Origin of the sequence: Acinetobacter sp. YH12040, from assembly GCF_013420005.1 — a bacterium.
GTDB lineage: Bacteria > Pseudomonadota > Gammaproteobacteria > Pseudomonadales > Moraxellaceae > Acinetobacter > Acinetobacter amyesii.
Map to the genome: position 1 here is coordinate 1 of NZ_VOZB01000013.1, position 21,706 is coordinate 21,706.

17 protein-coding genes and 4 pseudogenes are annotated in these 21,706 nt (G+C 35.8%); 11 read left to right on the forward strand and 10 right to left on the reverse strand.

Annotated features, from left to right (window positions below; all coding sequences use genetic code 11):
- Positions 1 to 703: 703 nt before the first annotated feature.
- Positions 704 to 2,095, forward strand: coding sequence for a hypothetical protein (locus tag FTT99_RS13615; RefSeq protein ID WP_180161608.1), 1,392 nt, complete (start codon positions 704 to 706; stop codon positions 2,093 to 2,095).
- Between the two features lie 93 nt (positions 2,096 to 2,188).
- Here FTT99_RS13615 and FTT99_RS13620 read toward each other — a convergent pair whose 3' ends face one another.
- Positions 2,189 to 3,121: an Abi family protein gene (locus FTT99_RS13620; RefSeq protein ID WP_180095405.1), complete on the reverse strand. Its 933-nt coding sequence runs from the start codon at positions 3,119 to 3,121 to the stop codon at positions 2,189 to 2,191.
- Positions 3,122 to 3,217: 96 nt separating this feature from the next.
- Positions 3,218 to 3,757 carry a helix-turn-helix domain-containing protein gene (locus FTT99_RS13625; protein ID WP_257225954.1) on the reverse strand — a complete coding sequence of 180 codons (540 nt, stop codon included), beginning with the start codon at positions 3,755 to 3,757 and terminating at the stop codon, positions 3,218 to 3,220.
- 247 nt (positions 3,758 to 4,004) lie between these two features.
- On the opposite strand from FTT99_RS13625, the gene FTT99_RS13630 reads away from it, so the two are divergent.
- The 3 genes from FTT99_RS13630 to FTT99_RS13640 all read left to right on the forward strand — a co-directional run bounded on the left by FTT99_RS13630 (position 4,005) and on the right by FTT99_RS13640 (position 8,164).
- The gene (locus FTT99_RS13630) at positions 4,005 to 5,087 is read left to right on the forward strand and encodes a hypothetical protein (protein ID WP_180095402.1); all 1,083 of its coding nucleotides are present in this window, start codon (positions 4,005 to 4,007) and stop codon (positions 5,085 to 5,087) included.
- Positions 5,088 to 6,592: 1,505 nt separating this feature from the next.
- A complete protein-coding gene (gene repM, locus FTT99_RS13635; RefSeq protein WP_373684808.1) occupies positions 6,593 to 7,534 on the forward strand; it encodes a replication initiation protein RepM in 942 nt (313 codons plus the stop codon).
- Positions 7,535 to 7,597: 63 nt separating this feature from the next.
- The gene (locus tag FTT99_RS13640; protein WP_180095444.1) at positions 7,598 to 8,164 is read left to right on the forward strand and encodes a plasmid replication DNA-binding protein; all 567 of its coding nucleotides are present in this window, start codon (positions 7,598 to 7,600) and stop codon (positions 8,162 to 8,164) included.
- Between the two features lie 219 nt (positions 8,165 to 8,383).
- On the opposite strand, the gene FTT99_RS13645 is transcribed toward FTT99_RS13640, so the two are convergent.
- On the reverse strand, positions 8,384 to 9,952 hold the full coding sequence (locus FTT99_RS13645) for an ATP-binding cassette domain-containing protein (RefSeq protein ID WP_159124549.1): 1,569 nt from the start codon (positions 9,950 to 9,952) through the stop codon (positions 8,384 to 8,386).
- 343 nt (positions 9,953 to 10,295) lie between these two features.
- Between FTT99_RS13645 and FTT99_RS13650 the strand changes: the two genes are divergently transcribed.
- Together FTT99_RS13650 and FTT99_RS13655 are read left to right on the forward strand one after the other, a co-directional pair.
- Positions 10,296 to 10,541 (forward strand): type II toxin-antitoxin system RelB/DinJ family antitoxin, encoded by a 246-nt coding sequence (locus FTT99_RS13650; protein WP_000246755.1) that lies wholly within the window; start codon positions 10,296 to 10,298, stop codon positions 10,539 to 10,541.
- Positions 10,531 to 10,823, forward strand: a pseudogene (locus FTT99_RS13655) (type II toxin-antitoxin system RelE/ParE family toxin). Before FTT99_RS13650 ends, FTT99_RS13655 begins: the two are co-directional and overlap by 11 nt.
- A 127-nt stretch (positions 10,824 to 10,950) precedes the next feature.
- Here the strand turns inward: FTT99_RS13655 and FTT99_RS13660 are convergent.
- On the reverse strand, positions 10,951 to 11,280 hold the full coding sequence (locus tag FTT99_RS13660) for a four-helix bundle copper-binding protein (protein WP_016658833.1): 330 nt from the start codon (positions 11,278 to 11,280) through the stop codon (positions 10,951 to 10,953).
- 782 nt (positions 11,281 to 12,062) lie between these two features.
- On the opposite strand from FTT99_RS13660, the pseudogene FTT99_RS13665 reads away from it, so the two are divergent.
- Positions 12,063 to 12,420: pseudogene (locus FTT99_RS13665) on the forward strand (type II toxin-antitoxin system RelE/ParE family toxin).
- Positions 12,413 to 12,715, forward strand: a complete 303-nt coding sequence (locus FTT99_RS13670) for a helix-turn-helix domain-containing protein (protein ID WP_096902794.1) — start codon at positions 12,413 to 12,415, stop codon at positions 12,713 to 12,715. Before FTT99_RS13665 ends, FTT99_RS13670 begins: the two are co-directional and overlap by 8 nt.
- Positions 12,716 to 12,758: 43 nt before the next feature.
- Here FTT99_RS13670 and FTT99_RS13675 read toward each other — a convergent pair.
- A pseudogene (locus tag FTT99_RS13675) lies at positions 12,759 to 13,915 on the reverse strand (IS4 family transposase).
- 207 nt (positions 13,916 to 14,122) lie between these two features.
- Between FTT99_RS13675 and FTT99_RS13680 the strand changes: the two are divergent.
- Positions 14,123 to 14,320, forward strand: a complete 198-nt coding sequence (locus FTT99_RS13680) for a hypothetical protein (RefSeq protein ID WP_096902802.1) — start codon at positions 14,123 to 14,125, stop codon at positions 14,318 to 14,320.
- Between the two features lie 116 nt (positions 14,321 to 14,436).
- Here FTT99_RS13680 and FTT99_RS13685 read toward each other — a convergent pair whose 3' ends face one another.
- Together FTT99_RS13685 and FTT99_RS13690 are read right to left on the reverse strand one after the other, a co-directional pair.
- Positions 14,437 to 14,715 carry a helix-turn-helix domain-containing protein gene (locus FTT99_RS13685; RefSeq protein ID WP_000361155.1) on the reverse strand — a complete coding sequence of 93 codons (279 nt, stop codon included), beginning with the start codon at positions 14,713 to 14,715 and terminating at the stop codon, positions 14,437 to 14,439.
- The gene (locus FTT99_RS13690; RefSeq protein WP_000816116.1) at positions 14,708 to 16,012 is read right to left on the reverse strand and encodes a type II toxin-antitoxin system HipA family toxin; all 1,305 of its coding nucleotides are present in this window, start codon (positions 16,010 to 16,012) and stop codon (positions 14,708 to 14,710) included. The genes FTT99_RS13685 and FTT99_RS13690 overlap by 8 nt, the downstream gene beginning before the upstream one ends.
- Positions 16,013 to 16,228: 216 nt before the next feature.
- On the opposite strand from FTT99_RS13690, the gene xseA reads away from it, so the two are divergent.
- Together xseA and xseB are read left to right on the forward strand one after the other, a co-directional pair.
- On the forward strand, positions 16,229 to 17,497 hold the full coding sequence (gene xseA / locus FTT99_RS13695) for an exodeoxyribonuclease VII large subunit (protein WP_000004127.1): 1,269 nt from the start codon (positions 16,229 to 16,231) through the stop codon (positions 17,495 to 17,497).
- Positions 17,487 to 17,681: an exodeoxyribonuclease VII small subunit gene (xseB, locus tag FTT99_RS13700; RefSeq protein WP_001058302.1), complete on the forward strand. Its 195-nt coding sequence runs from the start codon at positions 17,487 to 17,489 to the stop codon at positions 17,679 to 17,681. The genes xseA and xseB overlap by 11 nt, the downstream gene beginning before the upstream one ends.
- A gap of 253 nt (positions 17,682 to 17,934) precedes the next feature.
- Here the strand turns inward: xseB and FTT99_RS13705 are convergent, their stop codons facing one another.
- The 3 genes and pseudogenes from FTT99_RS13705 to FTT99_RS13715 form a co-directional block, all read right to left on the reverse strand.
- Positions 17,935 to 19,233, reverse strand: a complete 1,299-nt coding sequence (locus FTT99_RS13705; RefSeq protein ID WP_000100479.1) for a Y-family DNA polymerase — start codon at positions 19,231 to 19,233, stop codon at positions 17,935 to 17,937.
- Entirely contained in the window at positions 19,230 to 19,802 is a 573-nt protein-coding gene (locus FTT99_RS13710) for a LexA family transcriptional regulator (protein ID WP_000193118.1), read from the reverse strand. Before FTT99_RS13710 ends, FTT99_RS13705 begins: the two co-directional genes overlap by 4 nt.
- 436 nt (positions 19,803 to 20,238) lie before the next feature.
- Positions 20,239 to 21,572, reverse strand: a pseudogene (locus FTT99_RS13715) (ISNCY family transposase).
- Positions 21,573 to 21,706 lie beyond the last annotated feature (134 nt).

The following is a 21,706-nucleotide window of genomic DNA, read 5'->3' on the forward strand; positions in this document are numbered from 1 at the left end:
AATTCTCTTATCTACTCAATAAATAATAATACTATAACGATTTTATTGGTGGTTTTTTGATTCTATTTAACATAATAGAGCTTATACGAAATGCTTTTTAAAATATCCTTGTTTTTCATATAGTTAAGAAATATTCATCCCCCTGAAAAACCACAAAAAACCGACTTGGAAACAAGTCGGTTTCTTTTTAAGCAATTTTGATAGTTCTTGCCAATAAAATTGATCAATATTTAATCAATTTGTCATTTTTCTCTGCGTTATCAACCCAGCGCTGGCTTAAATTATCCCCAATTTCTGCGGACAACTCTTGGGATAAAAATTCACCAATTTTGTACGCCTGAGCGCACATGAATTTAGGGGTTTTGCGGATATTCAGAATCCCTTGTATTCAATATCATGAAGTCATAAGAGAACAGGATGTTCCTCAGAATAAAAATAAATAATCGCACAAGGATCGGCGGCATGACAGGAGTTATGCCAAGCGAACCAATACGAAAAAGCCCGACAGGATGTCGGGCTTTTTTATTTAAATCAAACTATGGGACAGTAGTATCTTAAGATGCTAACTTCAATTAATTCTTACTAAGTTGGGTTTATTTAAAAACATTGAATATGTTTTAAATAATAAAAAATCTTAGCTTATTGTCATACTTTAATATTGATTAGAAATATCCATGTTTTATGATTTTTTAGGCACTTAATAATGAAACTCGAATTAAATTTTCCAGATGATTTTCCTAGACAATTAATAGATATGCTTCATGGACTGCACCCACGACTCCCTAAAGGCTATCCAGCAGAATTTATTTCTTTGGATAAAGCTATAGGTAGGAGAGTTGCAGAAAATGTTATCGCTTTAAATGATTACCCGGCTAAAAATTTATCAAAATTTGCCGGCTGGGGAATAAATTCGCATATGACTCAAAATATCAAAGTAAATCACTTTTTAAAAATTAATAACATGTATTTTTGGGATGCAGAGCTTTATAGATCCAAAGATATATATCAAATTGATTACAAAGAAGATTCTATTATTAGGCTTCCTAAAAATATCGAACTACCTTCTGAAATAGATGCTGTTATTCAAGAAGATGATAGTAGGTTAGATCTTGAAGATCCCTTTTCCTATAAGGTTCTTTCACCAATAGAAAAATTTGAAGGTGTGATAAAAAAAGGAAGCATTATTCAACAAGATGAGTGTTTGGTTCAAAAAGATGAAAAAATTAATGCTGAAAAAGTAATCGTGTTATCGAGAGCTGGTTTAAGAGAAATTGAGGTATATAAAAAACCTAAAATCATTATAGTTAGTATGTATAACTATGATAATGAAGAAAAAATTAGTGAAGAATGTATTTATGTTCAAAATATTTTGCAGCAATGGGGTTACGATGATGTTGGAGTCAAAATCTTAAAACCAATTAGATTAGAGCATGCTTTTAAAAGTGAAATTGAACAAAAAAATCCTATTATTAATCCCGCTTTAACATCTTCACAAGAGCAGTTTACTGATGAATTTCGAGTATTGGCAGCAGAGTACGATTTAATTTTAGTTTGCAGCGCTAGTTCTTCAAGTGGTGGTATTTTAACTTTACCTAAACTTGCTACTTTTGATCAATCATCAACTAATAGTCCAATCAACATGCTCACGTTAAATGAGGAAAAATTTAAAGTTTTTAGAAGTGATCATCGTTCACATCCAATCAATAAAATGGAAAAAATATTAGATACCCAAGGTCATTATAGAGGTTTAAAAACTCACACTATTGAAGACAAAGCAACTATCGTGAACCTCCTAGGAGATGTTGATGATATTGCGATGACGATGAATGTCGGAGTGAGATATATTTTAAATAGAACTGACCCTAATTTTATAAAAAATAATTTTCACAGAGGATTCATTAAAAATTATGAAACTACCGATAAAATGCAATTATTATTTGGAAATTATACACAGGATGACTCTGGAAAATTCTTGATTGATATTGCTGAAGACACGGGAAATCATAAGTTAAATAAATTCACGTACTCTAATTGTATTGTAGTCATTCCAAGCCAAGCTGATGTTTCAGAAGTCTTCTTTATAAAACTTTATTAAGAATAAAGATGAAACTAAAAGGACTAAGCCCTGTAGCATACAGAACTCAGTCCTTTCGTATAATCTGTATTATGTTAATTGTAGAAGAACTACTTAAACTTGGAGATGAACTGTTGAATTATGCTTCGCGTTAAATTGACTTAATAAAATAGGTAATAAATAGGAACTTGTATCACCACCAGAAATTTTTAACACTTCTAAAATATTTACATCTAACAAAGTATTAAGGAGCATCCAATACTGTGTTTTTTTAACTTCTGTTAAGAAAGCAGGATTAATATTAACTAAAAATATTTCAAGCAAGTCCATCAATCTTTTTAAGCTAACAATCAGATGTTGTGGTTTTTTCGGAATAAACTCACGCTGAGGATACTTTGACTCTGGTGTTTTTAAAATACTATCTTGATGACTAATTCTATTGCGGATGTTTTTTAGTCTGAATAATGTATCAACCTGTTCATTCAATAAATTTATGTCGAAATTTCCCTGAAAACTAGGAAAAATTTCACGCAAAACACTACTCAAACTATTGGTATGATGCGGGTGTTTCAAACCATTCATTAAACTTACCCAGAAGCCAAAACTCAAATTAGCCACAATGTCGTCAGGTAAGGGGAAATGTCTCCGATTTTTTTTTAATAAATCCAAAATAGCATTAATAACCATACTTTGACAGTCAGGTGATAACTGAAATGGAGATGAGAACCTTATAGAATTTTTTAATGTTTTTAGTTGAGTCTTGCTTGGTTTATGAGGTAATCCTTGGTACTGATTATAAATATTAGATAAGACAGCATGATCAATAAACCAATATTCACTATGACTTGTTGGCTGCACATATTTTTTAGATAAACAAATATGTAGATGACTCCGAAGCATGACTTCAAAATCACCAATCATTAAAAATAATTGTGATGATATTAGGCGACACCAACTATAAGCTCCATTCAATGCAGATGCATTATTGGGAACATTGAAAAAGCTTTCGTACGATGCAAATCTGATTGAAGGGATTGAATATGACACTTGCAAATTTTCCTAATTCTTTTAGAATGTAATAAGAAAGATATAGAGAGTCTCGATTTAGAGGCGACTCTATTATCAAAAATGAGCTAAACCCCGCTATATAGTGGGGTTTTTGCTTTCTAGTTTCAGGCGATCATCGCCTCCTCTTCTTTCCACTGCTTTTTTAAGCTCACGAGTTTCTTTGAACTCAGGAGCTAATTCGTTTAATTTTTCGACTAAACCAGATAAATCATATCTATTTGTAGTTCGTCCTTTTCCTGCAACGATTCTTGCTTCTCTTTTTATTAAACCAGCTGTTTCTAAGTCTGCTAAGTAACGTTGTACTTGTCTGGAACCCAAGCCAACACGATTTCCTAAATCTTTTTTACTAGGGAAAGGTTTGTTTCCTGCATCCCACCAATAATCAAGAAGTTGTATTAATAAAATTAACTGAGAAGGGTTAACACCTATACGCTTTTGCGCGCGTAAGAGAATAGAAGGAACAATACAGAAACCTTCATCAAGTATCTCTTTGCTCCATTTCTTTTGTGTTCGTTGGAGCGTACTTTTTTCAGCTACCATTTTTTGATACCAAGTCATATTTGTGATAAAATTTATCACTAAAATCATATATATGAAATCAAAAACTATAGACATATATTTCTATAGGCTAAAGACAAATATGTCCATAAGTTAGAGTCAGATCTGTCTCCTGAATAAATACCCATTTACCTAGTACCTAGGAGATACCATAACAATAGAACAATTTGGCTATAGTCTATAATGACTATAGGTGTCTTGATAAATTTAAAATTAATTAGAAAAATCTATTGAAAACATAAGTCTTAATACCCATAAAAACTTGATTGATTAAAAATTACACTTTTTATATTAGAGATAATTCATGAACGAAAAAACGAATCCTCAAGATGATATTGATGCTTTAAAGAAAGATATTCTATTTAAAATTGATCTTCTCAAACGTCGGGGAACACTATGTGCTGAAATAAACACTAAGTTTACTAGTATGGGTTTTAGCAACTCTAATACCTTTAAAGCTCTGAGCGCTAAGATTAAAAACTTGGATTCAGGCGACGTTAAAAAACAGCTTATTCAAGTACAGGAAGCTTTAGATAAGCAATTAGCTGATCACATAAAATTTACAAATAAAAGAGCTTATTTTTATGCTCTTCCAAAAGCAGAACTGGAAAAGATTTTTTCTCTATTACAGCAACCTAATGATTTTTTTCTTTTAGGTGAAAATAATACATCTTTCAATCTTGATGAAATTACCCACAATTCAATCGAAACCAGTTTGATCGTTGAAGATAATGACTTCAAAGTTGTCTACTTAAAAAATGCAAGGAATCGCAGAGATAACATCAGAATAGCAGGAGAAATTTCAAAAATAAAATCTGTAGAGAATGAGGAAATAATTGATTTAATTAAAGTAATTCAATATTCAATGAATGCTTATGACTTTATAGCTTTTGATTTGAATAATGAGCATTTAATCATTGGAGGAGATTTGAATGAAATCTTTCCTCGACAAGAAACTGAAAAAGCAATTGAGAAAATACAAATCGCCATACGTAAACTCGGAAAATTATCTGATTTAAAGAAAAATAATTTACGTAATTGCGTAGAAAATTTAGAGAAAGAAGAAAGTGGTGATGTATTAGATCATGCATTCATAACAGCAGATGGTGGTTATAACCATGCTGGAAAAAGCATAACTAGTGGACAAGATGTTCGAAAAGACAATTTTCACGCCGATGGAATAAAGGGTAAAGAAGCTGACTACTATGGGATAGTCAAAGCATATACTCTTCAAAATGAAGAAAAAGTAATTGTGAAAATTAAAATGACGTTTCGAGACTATAAAAAGGTTAATGTTCCAATCAGATTTGCAGTATTAGATGGTATTCAAACATTTAATGGACTGAAATTTTCCATTAGAAAAGTGATCCAACATAACCATAATTAGTATTCATAAAGTATGTGAAGCAAGTGCTTCACATACTAGCCATTTAACATAAAATCTCTTATACGAAACTCAGGTTAATCCTGAGTTTTTTGTTCATTGGTAGTAAACATACTGGGATTGGTTATCGTGATATTTTCCTGACATTGAGAGCAAAGCATTAGCCCAGCAAATAGCTGAACATTCTGCCTATTTCCACAAAGCGTACATGGTTTAGAAAGCTGAATAATATTGTCCATCACTTAATTCTCTTTAAAAAATTTCGTTATGTATACTGAGTTTTTTTAATTTTGCACACTACTAATATTCGCTTTACAAGCAATAATGTAAAAAAAATCAGCGCCCCTTTATTTGTTAATATATATCAATTGCTTATTTAATTTTTTTCTAAAAAACGGGGCTATGGTCTATATTTATCCATAGCCCCTAATTTTCATTTTATAAAACAAATACTTATTCATGTTTTCTCACATTTTTCAGCCCTTCTTAATGGGCTGATGTTTTTCCTTTTTTTTCAAATAGATACACTCATATTTCGCTTTTTTTCAGCCCCGTTTTTTTTACCTGTTAAAAATCTGTGTATGCCTTATCCTGTAAGGGTTTGAGGGTTGTCATCGATAGATGCGTGGTGTGTGACAAAAATATTCGGCATGTGCCGAGATCATAAACGGTTTAACTGGCTAAATTGACGTACAGTGAATGCTTGGTAAACATCTAAATTTTGTTTCTTCAAAGAGAAACGCGGAAGCGTGCATTCTGATCTGCTGACCAGAAATGAAAAATTCAAAAACATCAAAACAAGGCTATCGCTCTAAATTAGAATCGAAGAATTTTCTACATCGCTATAAAACTGCCTAGAATCGCACTGAAGCGCATTTCTTCGAAAAAGAGGGAAATCTATGTAAACAGGGCTAAAAAGGCCAATAAACGCAAAATAGGCTTATTTAGAATGAGAAATGCAACTAGGCTAAAAAATCTGTAAAACAAATAACAAATTTCAGAAAGCAGTTTTCCATCTTAGACTGATATAGAAAAAACCCGAACGAGTGTCTACGAGTGATTAAGATTAATCAAAATTTCGTCTCGCTTTTTCTCTGATTACAGGCTCCCTATCCATTAATCACTTTGATTTCAGAGCATCCCGAATGGGTGCGAACAATTAATATTGGCTGCTCGTTCGAGCGAAGCGAGCATAAAAAACTCATGAGCGTAGCGAATTCCGAGTTGCTTTTGATTTTTTAAAGTCACAACGAGATTAGCTAAAAATTGCCCCTCGAATCGAGCGAAAGCGAGATTCAATAGAGTTTGAGCGAAGCGAAAACATAGGGCAATTTTTCAAATTACCTTTTTTAATTATTTTAATTATTTTAAATCTTTTAGGGTGCCTGTATTCCTTATGTATCAATAGTTTCAGCGACTAACTATGACGGATTGACTACTAACTATGACGGATTGACTACTAACTATGACGGATTGACTACTTAACTATGACGGATTGACTACTAACTATGACAAGTATATATTTGTCATATATTAAAAAAATTAATGGTTTTATTTTGGATAAGAATCAAGTTGTAAAATCAAATCAAGTTATAGAAGCTTCATATCAATTGAGTGCCGTAGAGCAACGTATTGTTTTAGCCGCAATAGCACGTATTCCTAAGAATAAACCCATCACAGATGATGAGTTATATCCTGTAAGTGTTGGAGAATTACAGCTCTTAGGAGTACATGAAAAAACAGCTTACAGAGATTTAAAAGAGGGTATTAATAGACTTTATGAAAGGTCAATTAATCTCAGTATCGACGATAAATCTATCAAAATGAGATGGGTACAAGAAATCCAATTTTTAGATAGCCAAAGTGTTATTGGTATCCGTTTCTCAAAACCAATCTTGCCTTTTATTTCTAACTTAAGTCGAGAGTTTACTAAATACGCACTATCAGACATTGCTGGAATCAATAGCGGGTACGGTATCCGTATTTATGAGCTACTAGTGCAATATAGACAAATCGGTAAACGTGAAATCTCAGTAGATAATCTAAGGACAATGCTAGAACTAGGTAAAAAATACCCACTATTTGCCGACTTCAAAAAACGAGTGATTGATACTGCTGTAGATCAAATAAATGAATACAGTCCTTTAAACGTGAGATATGAGCAGAAAAAAACAGGCCGTAAAGTTACTCACATCATGTTCTCTTTTAAAGAAAAAGCTAAAAGTATTAGTCACCAAAATCCAAATATATCGAAGGATTTTTATAAGCTAACAGATGCTCAAATCAATATGTTTGGGAATCAGCTATCTCGACTGCATGAACTGTCTCACTTAGCACTACAGGGCGAAAGCTATGAAATACTAGCCTCAAAAATAAAAGATATGCTAAGAGATCCTAAACAACAAAAGCAGTTTTTACCTTATTTAAAGAACTTAGGCTTTAAACCTTGAGAGTATTAGTGAATACACTTATTGTATTCACTAATACGTATCGTAAATACATAGCAATACATTATGAAAACAAGTACAAAATACAGTGTTAGTGATGCAGCAACACTGTATAAAAAATCTCGAGCTACACTTTATAAAGATATAAAAAACGGTGTATTAAGTCGTGACCATGATGGTTCTATCGACTTTTCAGAATTACTTCGTGTATATGGTGAACCTTTTGGTAGAACAGATACAAAACGTCTTGATACATCTATAAGACAAAACTCTGATACACCTGAATACACTGATAATACAGTTGTTGAACTCAAAAATCAGATTGATTTTTTAAAGAAACAATTAGAAAAAGCGGAAGATCGTGAAGCTAAAGCTAATTCTCGTATTGATACCTTGCTTACACTCATAGAGATGAAGCCTCCTCAAGCTAACATGACTACTTTTTCTGATGAGGATGCTATACAACCAAGTGCATCTAAAGCAGATCGTGAGCCTAATTTGGCTAAACCTAAAGATGACGGATTGACTACTCCGGAGCAGGCAGAAAACAAGCGTATTCCAGTACCGGAACATGTTGAACCGGAGCAACCGAAAAGAGGCTTTTGGAGCCGTTTTTTTAGACCCTATGATTAACCACGATTGTTTAACTGATATGAACAAAGTCGTGAAACATTGATCAAGTAATAGGCGTGGAACGATAAAAATCACGTAAAAAGCCCAATCGGGAAGGATTGGGCTTTTTACATCAACATAAAACACTGAATTTTAAAGAGAAATGAAGAGCATTTCGTATAAGGTGTATTATGTTAATTTTAGTAGAACTAATAAATCTATATATTTGAAAATGTCATTTTACTCAATTAAATACTCTTCAGATATTTCACACTGTTCAACAAAAAAATGATCATGTGAAACTAAAATTACAGCGCCCTGATATTGGCTAATAGCCTGCGATAGAAGCTCTCTAGACTCAATATCTAAATGATTTTCTGGTTCATCAAGCAATAATAAATCAATACCATCAGGATAGTGACTCATTGCTAATAATGCGACTTTCAATTTTTCACCACCACTCAGTTCTGATAGTTTTAATAAAGCTTTTTCACGACGAATACGTAACTGACCTAACAAATTTCTCCACTCAACTTCAGTAAGATTGGAGTTATAAAGTGCAAGGTTTTCGATTACGGATAAATCATTATTTAATAAACTAAAGTTTTGATCTAAATACAAACATGTTCCACTAAAGAAAATATCATCACGTTGATGGGTAGAAATCAATTTCAATAAGGTTGATTTACCAATTCCATTAGCACCTTTAAGATGGATTTTTTCGCCAGCTTTCAATGCAAAATTAATTTTATTTGTTGCTGTATGGGGTAGCTTTAAATCATGAATTCTTAAAATCTCTCCTTGCTTCGTACTCTGTAAGTGGAATTCAAACTTCTGAGCTTTGATTTTTTCTACAATGGTCTGCCTATTAATCAGACTATTTTTCAAATCATCAGTTTGTCGAGTTTGTTGGGCACGTAGCTTACCTAAGCTTTGTCCAGCATTTTCCTTTTTGAAATCTAGAAAAATCTTTGCTTGAGAATTAGAATCACGAAGTTCATTGCCTTTAGATTGACGTTTATTCGCTTTCATTAAGCTATCATGTTGCCGTTGTTTTAACTGCTTTAATTCTTTTTTCTCATTATTAATAGACTGAGTTAATGCATCCATGTGTAGCTGATGCTGTTGAATGTAATGCTCATAATTACCTTTGTAGTGTTGTAAGCCTAATTCAGTTAAAGCATAAATATGTTGGACTTGATTGAGTAATTGGCGATCATGACTAATCAGGCATACACCACTAGGGTGTGCCAAAATACTCTCAATTAACCATTGTCTAGATGTTGAGTCTAAATGGTTGCTTGGTTCATCTAAAAGTAGATAGTGATCCTTTTTTAAAAACAAACGACATAAAGCCAGCTTTGTTTTTTGTCCTTCACTCAGTTTTTCTGTTGGAAAGTTCAAATCCGTAGGTAAGTCAGCATTTTCAAGTATATTTTGCCATTTTTGTGGTAAATCCCAGGTATTTTCAACTAACTCATAATCATCAAAACTAGCTGTATTGTTCTCTATACGCCGAAAAGCATGATGTAAATGATCTACCTCTAATGCTTGTGCAATATTTTCAGCATTAAGGCGTTCTAATTGTGCCAAATAATCATGTTGGATATTCCATGAAACTTGACCACTATAATGAATATCTAAAGCTTGGCTTTGATCTAATATTCTGAACAATAGGGATTTACCTAAACCATTACGTCCAATTAATGCAGAAACCTGTCCTGATAAAAGCGTAATGTTTAGCTGATCAAACATTTTCTGTGTAGAAAATTCTAAATTTAAGTTTGAAGCAATACATGCATGTTGCATAAAAAATTCCTCATGTAGAGGATATGCAAAATAGTGAAGATTAACTTATAAAAAACAATATATTATTTAGGATATAAAGTAGAGACCAAGAATATATAGCCACAAGTAGAATCTATTTTGCACATCAAAAGTTTAAAAATAATGATGAGAAAATGACTTACTTCATTGGCGTTACTCTTGGGAGGATGATTTGAATAAGGTTATTTTATAATGATAAGACAATCTGTCAAGCTTGTACTAAAGCTTCTAAAAGTTATTTAACATAATGGCTGTTATGCGAAGTCGACTTGTAATGCAATTTGCATTACAATATTCCTAGTACATTAAATACTTGGGAAATATGATGGCTACTGTTAACTTCAGGATCGATGAAGCCCTTAAAGAAAAATCTTATTCAATCCTTAAAGAGCAAGGTATTGCACCTACTGATTTCTTCACTAGTATTCTTGAGTATGTTGCTACGACTGGGAAACTGCCTGTCAAAAAAGCTTTGCTTTCGGAAGAAGATGAAGAATTATTAGCTCTTGTCCGTAAGCGCATTAATGATCCTAAAGAGATGTTTGAGGAAGTCACATTAGATGACTTATAAGCTTTTACGTCACAAGGACTTTACAGCAGAATGGGAAAACTCCCTGTTGCTATACGAGATCAATTTAAAAAGAAACTAGCCAAAGTCATAGAGCAGCCACATATTCCAAAGAATATGCTTAGAGGCGATCTTGCAGGTTGCTATAAAATCAAATTATTAAAAGCTGGTGTCCGACTTGTCTATCAAGTTAAAGATGATCAGGTAGTTATCCTGCTCATTACCGTCGGAAAACGAGCTGATAGCATAGTTTATGACGAAGCGAAAAAGCGAATTAAAGACTAAAAATGGGAGCTTAAAGCTCCCATTTTTGGCTTCGTATAAGGTGTATTATGTTAATTTTAGGAAAGGCTCTAGACTAGCAGAATGATTATGTTAGTCTAGAGCATATAATTAACATTATTGAAGTATTTTACATGGCAATTTTTCGACATTCTTCTGCACACTGACGGCAAGCCTCAGCACATTTTTTACAATGATCATGTGAATGTTTTTCACACTCTTCCGCACAATATTCACAGATCTTAGCACAAAGCTCACAAATCTCTTTGAGGAAAGGTGAGTTATGTTGTTGCATACGCACACATAACTGACAAATATCTGCACATTCTAGACAACGTTGAATACATTCACGCATCATCTCTAAATCTTTTTCTTTTAAACAAGAAGTTGCACATTCAGTACAAATAAGTGAACAGTTTGTACATGCAGAAATACACTTTGAAAATTCCGTATTAATCATTTTTTACTCTCAACTTATATAATCAAAGAAATAATTAAAACATAATTTTTTTCTACTAATTATTTTAAATTATTAGTAAATGTAATACATAATGTTAATTTATATGAATAATGTTAATTTTAACTAAATCTTATTTATATTCCAAATTATTAAAAAACAGTTTTTAATTAGGATAGATGATCAAGTATCAAAAGCAGCTATTCTTAAAATAACTGCAATAATTTTATCACTTTAAAAATAGATTTTCCCTCTATTTAACATAATGGCGATTATACGCAATACACTTGTATATTAATATAAATATCAGATACTTAATAAAACCAGAAAAATCTAAAAATGCACAAAAAGCCGATTTTGAAACAAGTCGGCTTTTTTATGAGCGGTTTTGATATTTTTTGCCAACATTTTTGCTCAAAAAACACTCAAAACAGAAAATCACCTACAATCTATAAGGCTTTCAACCTGAAAAAAATCCACAATTTATGGGGATAACTCTGGGGCTATTTTTAAGCCATTTTTGTACGCTTTGACGTACAGTAATTTAAGGAATCTGCTTCTAGCTGATCAAAGCTTTATTTCTTATGATGTAGTCAAGGAAAGCAGGAAGCTCCAAACAACAAGAATAAGAAAGATCAGCACAAGGATGGTTAGGTACGACAGAAGTTATACCTTGCAACCAAACACGAAAAACCCCGACAGGATGTCGGGGTTTTTTATTACCATTTGAAAACTGACTAAGTTCACTATAAAATATAGACTATAATCTATATTTTGGTTGTGATATGTGGACAGTCATCACAACAGATCTGTTTAATGAGTGGCTTGAGCAGCAAGATGAATCAACACAAGAGAAAGTCCTCGCAGCTTTGGTCGTTCTACAGCAGCAGGGACCTAGCTTAGGTCGCCCTTTAGTGGATACCGTGTATGACTCTAAATTTACCAATATGAAAGAGCTACGCGTTCAGCATAGAGGTAAACCACTTAGAGCCTTTTTTGCATTTGATCCATTACGACAGGCCATTGTGCTTTGCATCGGTGATAAAGGCGGTAAAAAGCGTTTCTATAAAAGAGATGCTGGACATTGCAGAACAGCAATACGAACTTCATCTCTCAACCCTAGGAGAACAATCTAATGGCTAAAACCTTACAGGAATTATTGGTTAGTCGCTCTCCAGAGAGCCAAGCACGTATTAAAAAAATGGCTGATGAGCTACTGTTAGAGACTCAGCTCCATCTTATTCGAGAAGAGTTAGAGATTTCCCAAAAAGAACTTGCTGAAACTTTGGGAATAAAACAGCCATCACTTTCAGCAATTGAAAATCGTGGTAATGATTTAAAGATTTCAACCATGAAAAAGTATGTTGAGGCAATGGGTGGTAAGCTCCGTATTGATGTGGAGCTTCCAACAGGAAAACATATAGGATTTAATGTGTAACGATAAAAAAGGTAGCTATAAGCCACTGCTGTCCCACAATTTTTCACAAGAGGAAGCTTAAATAAGCTTCCTCTTGTTTAATGGGGATTTTATCGGGTGAGAATAAAGCTTTTAACGTTTTTCTTTCAAACAAATTCACTTGAATGATTCTGAGTAAGCGCTGCACTGTCCAGCCTTCTTTCCCCAGATGTTGAGCGAAACTCACCAGCAAATAGGCGATTAACGCGATCCAAATTTGAGTTTGTATGGCATTACGGCTTCGGCCTAGAAATGACTTTAATTTTAAATTCTGTTTAAGTGCTTTAAAGAACAGCTCCACTTTCCAACGGTCTTTATAAATTGCAGCAATCGTTAATGCTGCCAGATGAAAGTTATTACTCAGAAACTCAAACGTCCTGTTCTTATCGGTATCATAAAATTCTATACGTCTTAATAATTTGGGAGCACCTCTTTTCTTTGCATAAGCACTACTTAATTCAATCCATTCATCCGCAATAATACCTTTAGATGCTAATACGCTGCGGCTAGATTTCACTTGATAAACTGTCTTTGGGCGCAATCGGGTGACAAAACTGACCTTTTGATGAGTCAATTGGGCAAACCATTGATAATCAATATATCCTTTGTCAAATACGACAATACTGCCAGCAGGAAATTTGAATGCTCTGCCTTGTACCATATCATTTTCAATGCCATCCCCAAGCGCCACAAATTCAGGAATGGTATTGCTGTAATTTAAGCCAACGCTAAGTTTCATGCTGGCTTTGGATTCATGCACTTTGGCCCATTCACATAAGGAAAATGACAGATCAATATGGCTGGCATCCAGGGAATATAAGGGATTCTTAAAGCGGAATTTATGAGCTACTTTTGAGTGTTCATAAGATTTAAGCAAGGTGTAAAATAGCTGTTCATACAAGGCTGCAGGCTGTTCCTGATTGATTCGAGCCAGTGTACTGCGAGGGTGATAGACTTTGCTCCGAGAGCATTCAGCTTTTCTTGTTGACACTCTAGATTAGATTGAATATCCCGCAGACTTTGTCTGCAGGAAAGTTGAGACATCAGTATGGCAATGAACTGATCCCATCTTGAAGCGGCTCTAAATTTCTGACCGACATGATGTATTTGAACAAGACGTTCAAAATCTTGTCGGAGTATGGGTTTAATCAATTGATGAAATACGGTATTCTGATATGACAAAACCTGAGTCCTTGGTCGTTAAAGTGTTGGTTCGCACTTATATTTTAACGATTCAGACTCAGGTTTTTTTATTTAAATCAAACTATGGGACAGCAGTGAGCTATAAGCTCCCTTTTTTGTGTTAGAAACCATTTAAAGTGTCTGTATTCTCACCATTAAAAATGTCTGGTTTATGATGATCTAAATAACTTCTCAGGATATGACTCTATGAACGACACTGAAAATCAAAAAAAACTCCCATTCTCAGAGGATGAATTACTCGAAAATATAGATGAATATAAAGCACATGCAGATGAAATTACTGTGCTTACAGAAACCGAATTCGATTATTCATATTTCAAACACTCTACTCCATTTTTTCAAAAACAAATTAATTACTGTAGAGACAAAACCCTTGCTACATAAGGTTTTGGAGTCGTTTGTCTAAAAATAATCATAAAACAACCTAGAGCCTGTTTATTTCCTCTTTGTATCCTTAAACGGATAAGATTTTAGAAAAACCGATGGCTCAGAATTAAAAATCATTTAACTTTTATTTGTAATTGTAAACCGAAAGTATCGAGTAATTTCTGCATGGATTTCAAAGTAGGATTGCTCCCTGGTTGCTCCATTTTTTGCAGTGTCTGTGGCGCAATCTTAGTAATTTTAGCCATATCATTCAGTGTTAAATGTAGCTCTGTTCGAATAAATCGAGCAACTTGATAAAAAGACCAGTCTGGATGATTATTGATGGTTTCAAGCACAGATAGTCTTTTTTCCATTTGTTGAATAGGGGTCAATGGTTTAAAACGTTTATCCATGGCTGATCTCCTCCAACTGCTGGCAAATATTGATTATTCGATATTGGCTATTTTCCAGAATTTCATCCGCTACTTGAAGAGCCTGCATCTTTTCTAACAATCCCCGATAAATTGGTAACTGTTCAATTAATAAAGTTTTAATTTCTTGTGGACCAATCGAAGTGCTTTCAGCTATCTGCTCAATCACAGAACTCAAAAGTGGCATACCACCATGATCATCTCTTTCCCAACGAGTAGTACGTGCAATACCATCAGGATGTAACCACATTGGCGCAAAATCAAATAATGGTGTGAGCTGAATTTTACCATTATTGAAGCGTTGGATTGCTGTATTGCGAGTATGGTTATCTTTATTGCCTAAGGCAACATTTGCGAGATCACGCTTCAAATACTCAAATACTTCCTGCTTTGGTTCGGTACAAGCCTCCATAAGCAGGGTACATATTTGATTATGGGTCATTCTAACCCCAAAGCCCGCCTTCCCACCTAGAGATGCAAGGCTTTCCTGAGCAATTCTTTCAACTTTGCCATTAATTACTTTGCGATCAAATCTTGGAATAAACAAAGTCTTGCCATGTAGCTCAAGATCCCGGTGTACACGTAGTTGCAAGTACTGAGCGACTTTCATATACAAAGCTTCGTTCATCAGGATTTTATTCAAATTTTGATCACTGCCGCGGCTAAATTTAACCAACCAATGCTGCTTAACTTGATCATCTGGAAGAGTATGATCTAGATAGAAAAGATCATCATAACCTTGTGTTAACAACAATTTTGGCCACTCACCCTGAATACCAGATGAACCAGCAATAAAAAGTCCATAAGATGCGAGCGATTCAATAAACTTCTCTTTACGTTCAATAATTTGGCTTAGGCTAAATCCCTGATTCTGCAGCTTTGGGAAATGACTTTGTAACCACTCATGAGCCTCTTTGACTCGCAGATTCCCAATTGGATTTCCTGCGCCTGCTTTTAAAAGCGCCCAGTCCGCTTGTTCCTGAACATTCTCAGAAAAATCAAGCTGTATTAGTAATTCTTTGCGGCCGTATCCTTGAGGTAATAGATCCATAAGAAATGCTGGCCAAGTTGATTCCAATCTATTTTGAACGTTCACTGGTAAGTCATAAGCAAGCGCATGACCATCTCTTAGATCCATATATGAAATAGCATATTCGAACAAATATGATGTACGTGTAGCTGCCTGCCATCCAGCATTTTGATCATCCGTAACCTCAACCAAAGCACAGTCATGCCATTCATAGTCTTGGTAGATTTGCAGTGTACAGTATTGCTTCATAATTTTATTAAAATAGTAAAATATAATGATTTTATTGATTATATATCTATTTTAATATAAAAGTATAATTAAACTAAAAATCTCAATGATCACTCTAGGTGTCTAAGAAGAACTTATACATTTCTCAAAATTGCAATAAACTCATCTGATTTGCAGTAGAATTGATCAATATTAGGTTAAATCTCACCTCCTTATATTTTAGCTATCCTTTACATCATGTCAGAACGTCAACAACTCAGCCTTAGTGAATACCTTGCCACTGTACAGGAAGTCATCCATCTGACTTTTGATGGGGCAGTGTGGGTCAAGGCTGAGATCCGTAATTTAAGTATTAAAGGCGGTCACTATTATCTTGAGTTGGCTGAGAAAGATGAAGAAAGCCATAAGGTGATCGCTAGTTGTAAAGGCACCATTTGGAAATTTACGGCACAAAAAATAGTTCTAAAGTTTGAACGAGAAAGTGGTATTGAACTGTCGAAAGACCTGAATGTACTGATCAAGGTCAAAGCTAGATTTGATCCGCAATATGGCTTCTCGGTCAATATCGAAGATATCGACTCTAGCTTTACTCTAGGAGACATCGCCAAACGCTATCAGCAGATTCTGCTGCGACTGACTGAGGAAGGCCTGCTCAATAACAATAAACAGTTGCCGGTACCCTTTGATATTCAGAATGTCTTGGTCATTGCACCGGAAAATGCTGCAGGGTTAGGTGACTTTAAAAAAGATGCGGATGCCCTGGCTCAGGCTGGTGTCTGCCATTTCGTTTATCATTCAGCAACTTTTCAGGGTAATACTGCTTCTGCCAGCATCATTCAGGTTTTGGGCCGTGCCTTAAGACAGTGGGCTCAAGATTACTTGATAGCACCAGACCTTATTGTGATTATCCGTGGTGGTGGAGCCGTGAATGACCTAGCTTACCTGAATGATTATGATCTGGCCGCACTGCTGTGTAAAAGAACTGTGCCTATCTGGGTCGGTATTGGCCACGAGAAAGACCACACTATTTTGGATGAAATTGCACACCGTTCCTTTGATACTCCGAGTAAAGTGATCGCAGGGATCCGTAACCTGATTGTGGAGCGAGTCAATGAAGTTAGTACTGCTTTGCAGACCATCAAGCTACTGTCACAGCACCAGTTGATCACCTACCAGAGCCAGAGTGATCAGTATCTGAAAACTATCAAAACTCTGACACAGAACCAGATCAATGAAGCCCAACGTAGAGTTGATATGCTGAAGAGTGATACTAAGTATCTTGCTCAACAACAGATTAAACTAGCTTCACAGCAGGTAGAGTCATTGATGAGGGAAACCTTGCTACAGAATCCACGTAATGTGATGGCCAAGGGCTATGCAATTGTCCGTAGCCAAGGCAAAGCCATCCGTTCCATACAGCAGATTACTGACCAGCAATTACAGATTGAACTTAAGGATGGCACCATTGATGCCACCGTGACACAGGTAAACGCACATGAACAATGAAGAACTAAGTTTCAAGAAAGGTTATGAAATTCTCAAGAAAAATGCCGAATTTCTTGAATCTCAGGAAGAACCGGATATTGATAACCTTATGGCGATCGTTGAAGAGTCCATGACTGCCTATAAAGCCTGCAAATTACGTATTGATGCTGTGCAACAGGCGTTGAATGACACCTTTAAAGAATAAAAATTCTAGGTCGAGAAAAGTCTAGAATGTTCTAGAAATAAAGGACATGAGATGGTGAAAACTGACAGTTAACCCAATAAATTTGCTTGAGCAGAGTTTTATTACTAACCACCTTTTCCTCGAGAGGTGTTACATGGATCCCAAACAACATACTTACGTTGTTAAATGGTTGACTGAGGATCAAGCCTGTGTCGGCTTATGTGTCGAGTTCTTCATTAAGCTGACTTAAACCAAATAGGTGAGGCTAATTAATTTAATGGCTGATCTTTAATAATCCCTGCCAGCTGAAATAGTTTTGGGTCAAATGGGTACGATTCATGGACCACTTTCGTTGTGGCAAGTAGCAGCTGCCAACAGCTAATTTAGTTTTCCCATATCTCGCCTGTACCGCTTCTAAAGTCTGCATGAGGCTTTCATTACTTTCACGCTGGCTGTGGTCCGTCAGCAGGTCAGGAGTAAAGCGCTGCTTAGCAATTAAATCCGTCAGAATTACACCACACTTTTTATATTTCACGTCAGATTTATAAATGTGTTCCAGCAGTTGCATAGCTGTTTTAATCAGATCCAAAACACAATCCGTCGGTTCAGGAAACTCAAAAGCCAACGATTTACTGTAATAGGGAACCTTTGAATCAAAAGGATTCGATTGCACAAAAGCAATGACACATCCACATAAGGAAGCGTCTGCTCGTAAACGTATGACCGCATCCTGTACATACTTGCCCATAGCCTCTTTGAGATCATCTTGCTCGGTAACTTTTTCACCAAATGAACGACTTGCTATGATTTGCTGTTTGGGGGGAGGGGCATCATCTAACTGCATACAAGAAACACCTTGCAGCTCCAATACTGTTCTTTGCATTACCACAGAAAAAAGGCTCGCCATGCGATGAGAATCTTGCATCACTAAATCCAGTACCGAATAGATTCCCATGGCATTTAGTTTTTTAACTAACTTACGACCAACGCCCCAAACTTCACCGACCTCAATGTCTGAATAAAGCATTTCCTGATCTAGGAAATCCATATTGAGTAAGTTACACACACCCTTGAAACCCTGTCTTTTTTTGGCAAGATGGTTGGCCATTTTGGCTTCAGTTTTACTACGCCCGATACCAATCGAGACGGGCAAGCCAATCCAATCCAACAATCGTTGTTTCATGTGATGCGCATACTGAGTTAAGTCAAAATTTTGTGCATAACTGGTCAGGTCTAAAAAACACTCATCAATTGAATAGATTTCCTGTTCAGGTGGCGCAACAAAACTAGCCAAAATTGAATGAAAACGCTTGGACATTTCAGCATATAAAGCATAGTTACTGGATAACACCACGACCTGATGTTGCTGAACAATATCTTGTATTTGAAAGAGAGGAACGCCCATTTTGATGCCCAGCGCTTTGGCTTCATTACTTCTTGCCACAGCACAGCCATCGTTATTGCTGAGAACAATGACAGGTTTGTTGTTTAGACTGGGATTAAATACCCGCTCACAACTGACATAACAGTTGTTAATATCAATCAGGGCATAAATCCGCTCGTAACTGCTCATCTGAACTTCTTGATCACACTGGTAACCACACCCCAAATCAGCATGGTTTGATTATCTTTCAAATAGATATCAGCAAAATCAGGATTAGCCGCCTGCAACCAGCATTGATTACCCTCAATCATTAAACGTTTAATCGTAAAATCATTGTCTATCAATGCCAGAACAATATCCCCATGCTTGGCTTCAATACTACGGTCAACGATTAGCTTGTCATTCAGATCAATCCCTGCATCACGCATGGATAAGGATTCCACTTCAACGATAAAGGTTGCCTGTTGGTTTTGAATAAGAAACTCGTTTAGATCAAGGGTCTTATCGATATAGTCCTGAGCAGGGGAAGGGAAGCCTGCAGCAACTTTTTGCAAAGCAACAGGAATCTCATAATGTGTTTTTGTCTCAAGCAATGTAATAGAGGAAATATCGTTAAACTTTGGAGTGTCATTTTTTTTCAGGTATTTCTTGATTTCCAATACACGAGACTCTGGCACCCGAATGACCTTGGTCGGTTCGTTATAGACAAAAGGACGGCCAGAACCTTTGCGTGCACCACCATGCTTATTTTGCGTCATTTTTATTATCAATCTTGATTATGTAACATAATTAAGATTATAGAAAACTCAGAATATAAAAACAAGATTGTCCGTTCTTTAATAAAGTATTATCCCAAATCTTGGGATTGCCATGATATTAGCAAAGCCACAAGATCAGTCAGACGACACAATAAAGATTGTCTAATCCTTGATCGTAGAGACTTTATATTTGAAGCAACAGAAGACCTAAAGGGCTTTACTGGTATCCATTGATTGTTCAGCAACATTAAATAAAACCGTGGAACATTGATTAAAGAATAGGCGTGGAACGTGAAAAATCATAAAAAAAGCCCACTCGAGGGTGAGTGGGCTGTAAACTAGGTGTTAGCATACTGAATTATAACACAATTTAAAAAGCTGTTGTTATTCACCAATTAAAATGTCTATGCGATAAACCATTTAAAATGTCCTGTTTTTAACTGCAAGAGTCAAGAACAGGATTTAAATTTCTTTGTTCATTGCTAGCTTTCTGAGCTTTACGACTCGGCATACTTTTCTTGGCACGGGAACGTTTATTCTGTTTTTCCAACTCTTCATGCTGTTGTTGGATATGGGCCAGAACTGCGCCTAACCGTTTATTCTCAACCACTTCATTCTGCTGCAGTCCAGTCAGTTTATTGAAGATACTGTAGTTGATCTTCCGTCCTTCATACATGATCGCAACAGTGCCATCCGGGTACTCCAGAAATGAAATGTATTGTCCAACTAATTTCTGGTTCAATTCAGTCGGTTCAAGCATATAAATACATTTGTCATACGTCAGGGTTAGATTCTTGGTGACCTTACGTGGTTCCTGCCAGGTAAAAATATCATCCAGTTCAAGATCAGATTCGGTTAATGGTCGATGTAAATTCTTTGAGTTACGCGCACACTTGGCGAACTTCTGATTGAACTGCTCAATGAAGCAGGGTAGCCAAGCATTGGCTTCAGCAATCGAACTGATGCCTTCCAGACGCATCTCTTTGATCAGACGATCCTGAAGTGTCCTGTTAGCACGTTCCACACGTCCTTTGGCCTGTGGTGAGTTGGCAAAAATAATATCGATGTTTAACTCATTCAGAATCCGCCCAAATTGCGTGATCTTGCTGTCTTGGCTCGATTTCTGATTCACTCGGAATACTGAGTGTTTATCGCTATAAAAGGCCAAAGGCTTGCCATATTGCTTAATGTAGGCTCTCGTGGAAAGCATATAGTCGAAGGTCGTTTCAGCCTCACAAAAGCGCAGATGCAACAGCTTTCCAGTGGCGTCATCGATATAAACCAGCAAACAGCATTTGGCGGATCGTCCTTCAAACCAGTCATGATAGGAGCCATCAATCTGGATCAGTTCACCGAAGCAATCACGGTTATATCTAGGCTGATATGGACGTTTCAGACGCTTGGATCGCGGAATCCAGAGCTCATTGGCAGTCATCCAGCGACGAACTGTTTCCACAGGAATATTCAGCTCAAACATGCTGCTGAGCTTCTCATGCGCCAAGGTGGGCCCAAAGCCCAGCAGATGTTCAGAAATAATGGAAAGGCACTTTGCTTTTAACAAGTCATCATGGCGACGATGGCCAGGTTGACCACGACTGGCATGAGCCAGACCTGAAACACCATCTTGATTGAGCTTCTGCAATAACCGGGTAATTTGACGGGGGAAAGATTCAGGATTTCAGCAGCACGGACTTGGGTAATACGATGATCTCGAACGTCTTGCAGAACCGCAAGACGTTGAATTTCTTTGTCAGACATAGTGATCAGCATCTATATTTCATATCCAGTCCATGATGGTTAAATCATCATAAACTAGACATTTTTATTGGTGAGAATACAGACACTTTAAATGGGTTCTAACATCTGTATTTCGTATAACATTGATTATGTTAAATAGAATAGAA

Coding starts and splice junctions, on each gene's coding strand:
- repM (WP_373684808.1), top strand. CDS start 6,593: ATGACAAGTATATATTTGTCATATATTAAAAAAATTAATGGTTTTATT.
- FTT99_RS13685 (WP_000361155.1), bottom strand. CDS start 14,715: ATGGATAAACGTTTTAAACCATTGACCCCTATTCAACAAATGGAAAAA.
- FTT99_RS13690 (WP_000816116.1), bottom strand. CDS start 16,012: ATGAAGCAATACTGTACACTGCAAATCTACCAAGACTATGAATGGCAT.
- FTT99_RS13630 (WP_180095402.1), top strand. CDS start 4,005: ATGAACGAAAAAACGAATCCTCAAGATGATATTGATGCTTTAAAGAAA.
- FTT99_RS13650 (WP_000246755.1), top strand. CDS start 10,296: ATGGCTACTGTTAACTTCAGGATCGATGAAGCCCTTAAAGAAAAATCT.
- FTT99_RS13625 (WP_257225954.1), bottom strand. CDS start 3,757: ATGTCTATAGTTTTTGATTTCATATATATGATTTTAGTGATAAATTTT.
- xseA (WP_000004127.1), top strand. CDS start 16,229: ATGTCAGAACGTCAACAACTCAGCCTTAGTGAATACCTTGCCACTGTA.
- FTT99_RS13705 (WP_000100479.1), bottom strand. CDS start 19,233: ATGAGCAGTTACGAGCGGATTTATGCCCTGATTGATATTAACAACTGT.
- FTT99_RS13645 (WP_159124549.1), bottom strand. CDS start 9,952: ATGCAACATGCATGTATTGCTTCAAACTTAAATTTAGAATTTTCTACA.
- FTT99_RS13640 (WP_180095444.1), top strand. CDS start 7,598: ATGAAAACAAGTACAAAATACAGTGTTAGTGATGCAGCAACACTGTAT.
- FTT99_RS13680 (WP_096902802.1), top strand. CDS start 14,123: ATGAACGACACTGAAAATCAAAAAAAACTCCCATTCTCAGAGGATGAA.
- FTT99_RS13660 (WP_016658833.1), bottom strand. CDS start 11,280: ATGATTAATACGGAATTTTCAAAGTGTATTTCTGCATGTACAAACTGT.
- FTT99_RS13615 (WP_180161608.1), top strand. CDS start 704: ATGAAACTCGAATTAAATTTTCCAGATGATTTTCCTAGACAATTAATA.
- FTT99_RS13670 (WP_096902794.1), top strand. CDS start 12,413: ATGGCTAAAACCTTACAGGAATTATTGGTTAGTCGCTCTCCAGAGAGC.
- xseB (WP_001058302.1), top strand. CDS start 17,487: ATGAACAATGAAGAACTAAGTTTCAAGAAAGGTTATGAAATTCTCAAG.
- FTT99_RS13710 (WP_000193118.1), bottom strand. CDS start 19,802: ATGACGCAAAATAAGCATGGTGGTGCACGCAAAGGTTCTGGCCGTCCT.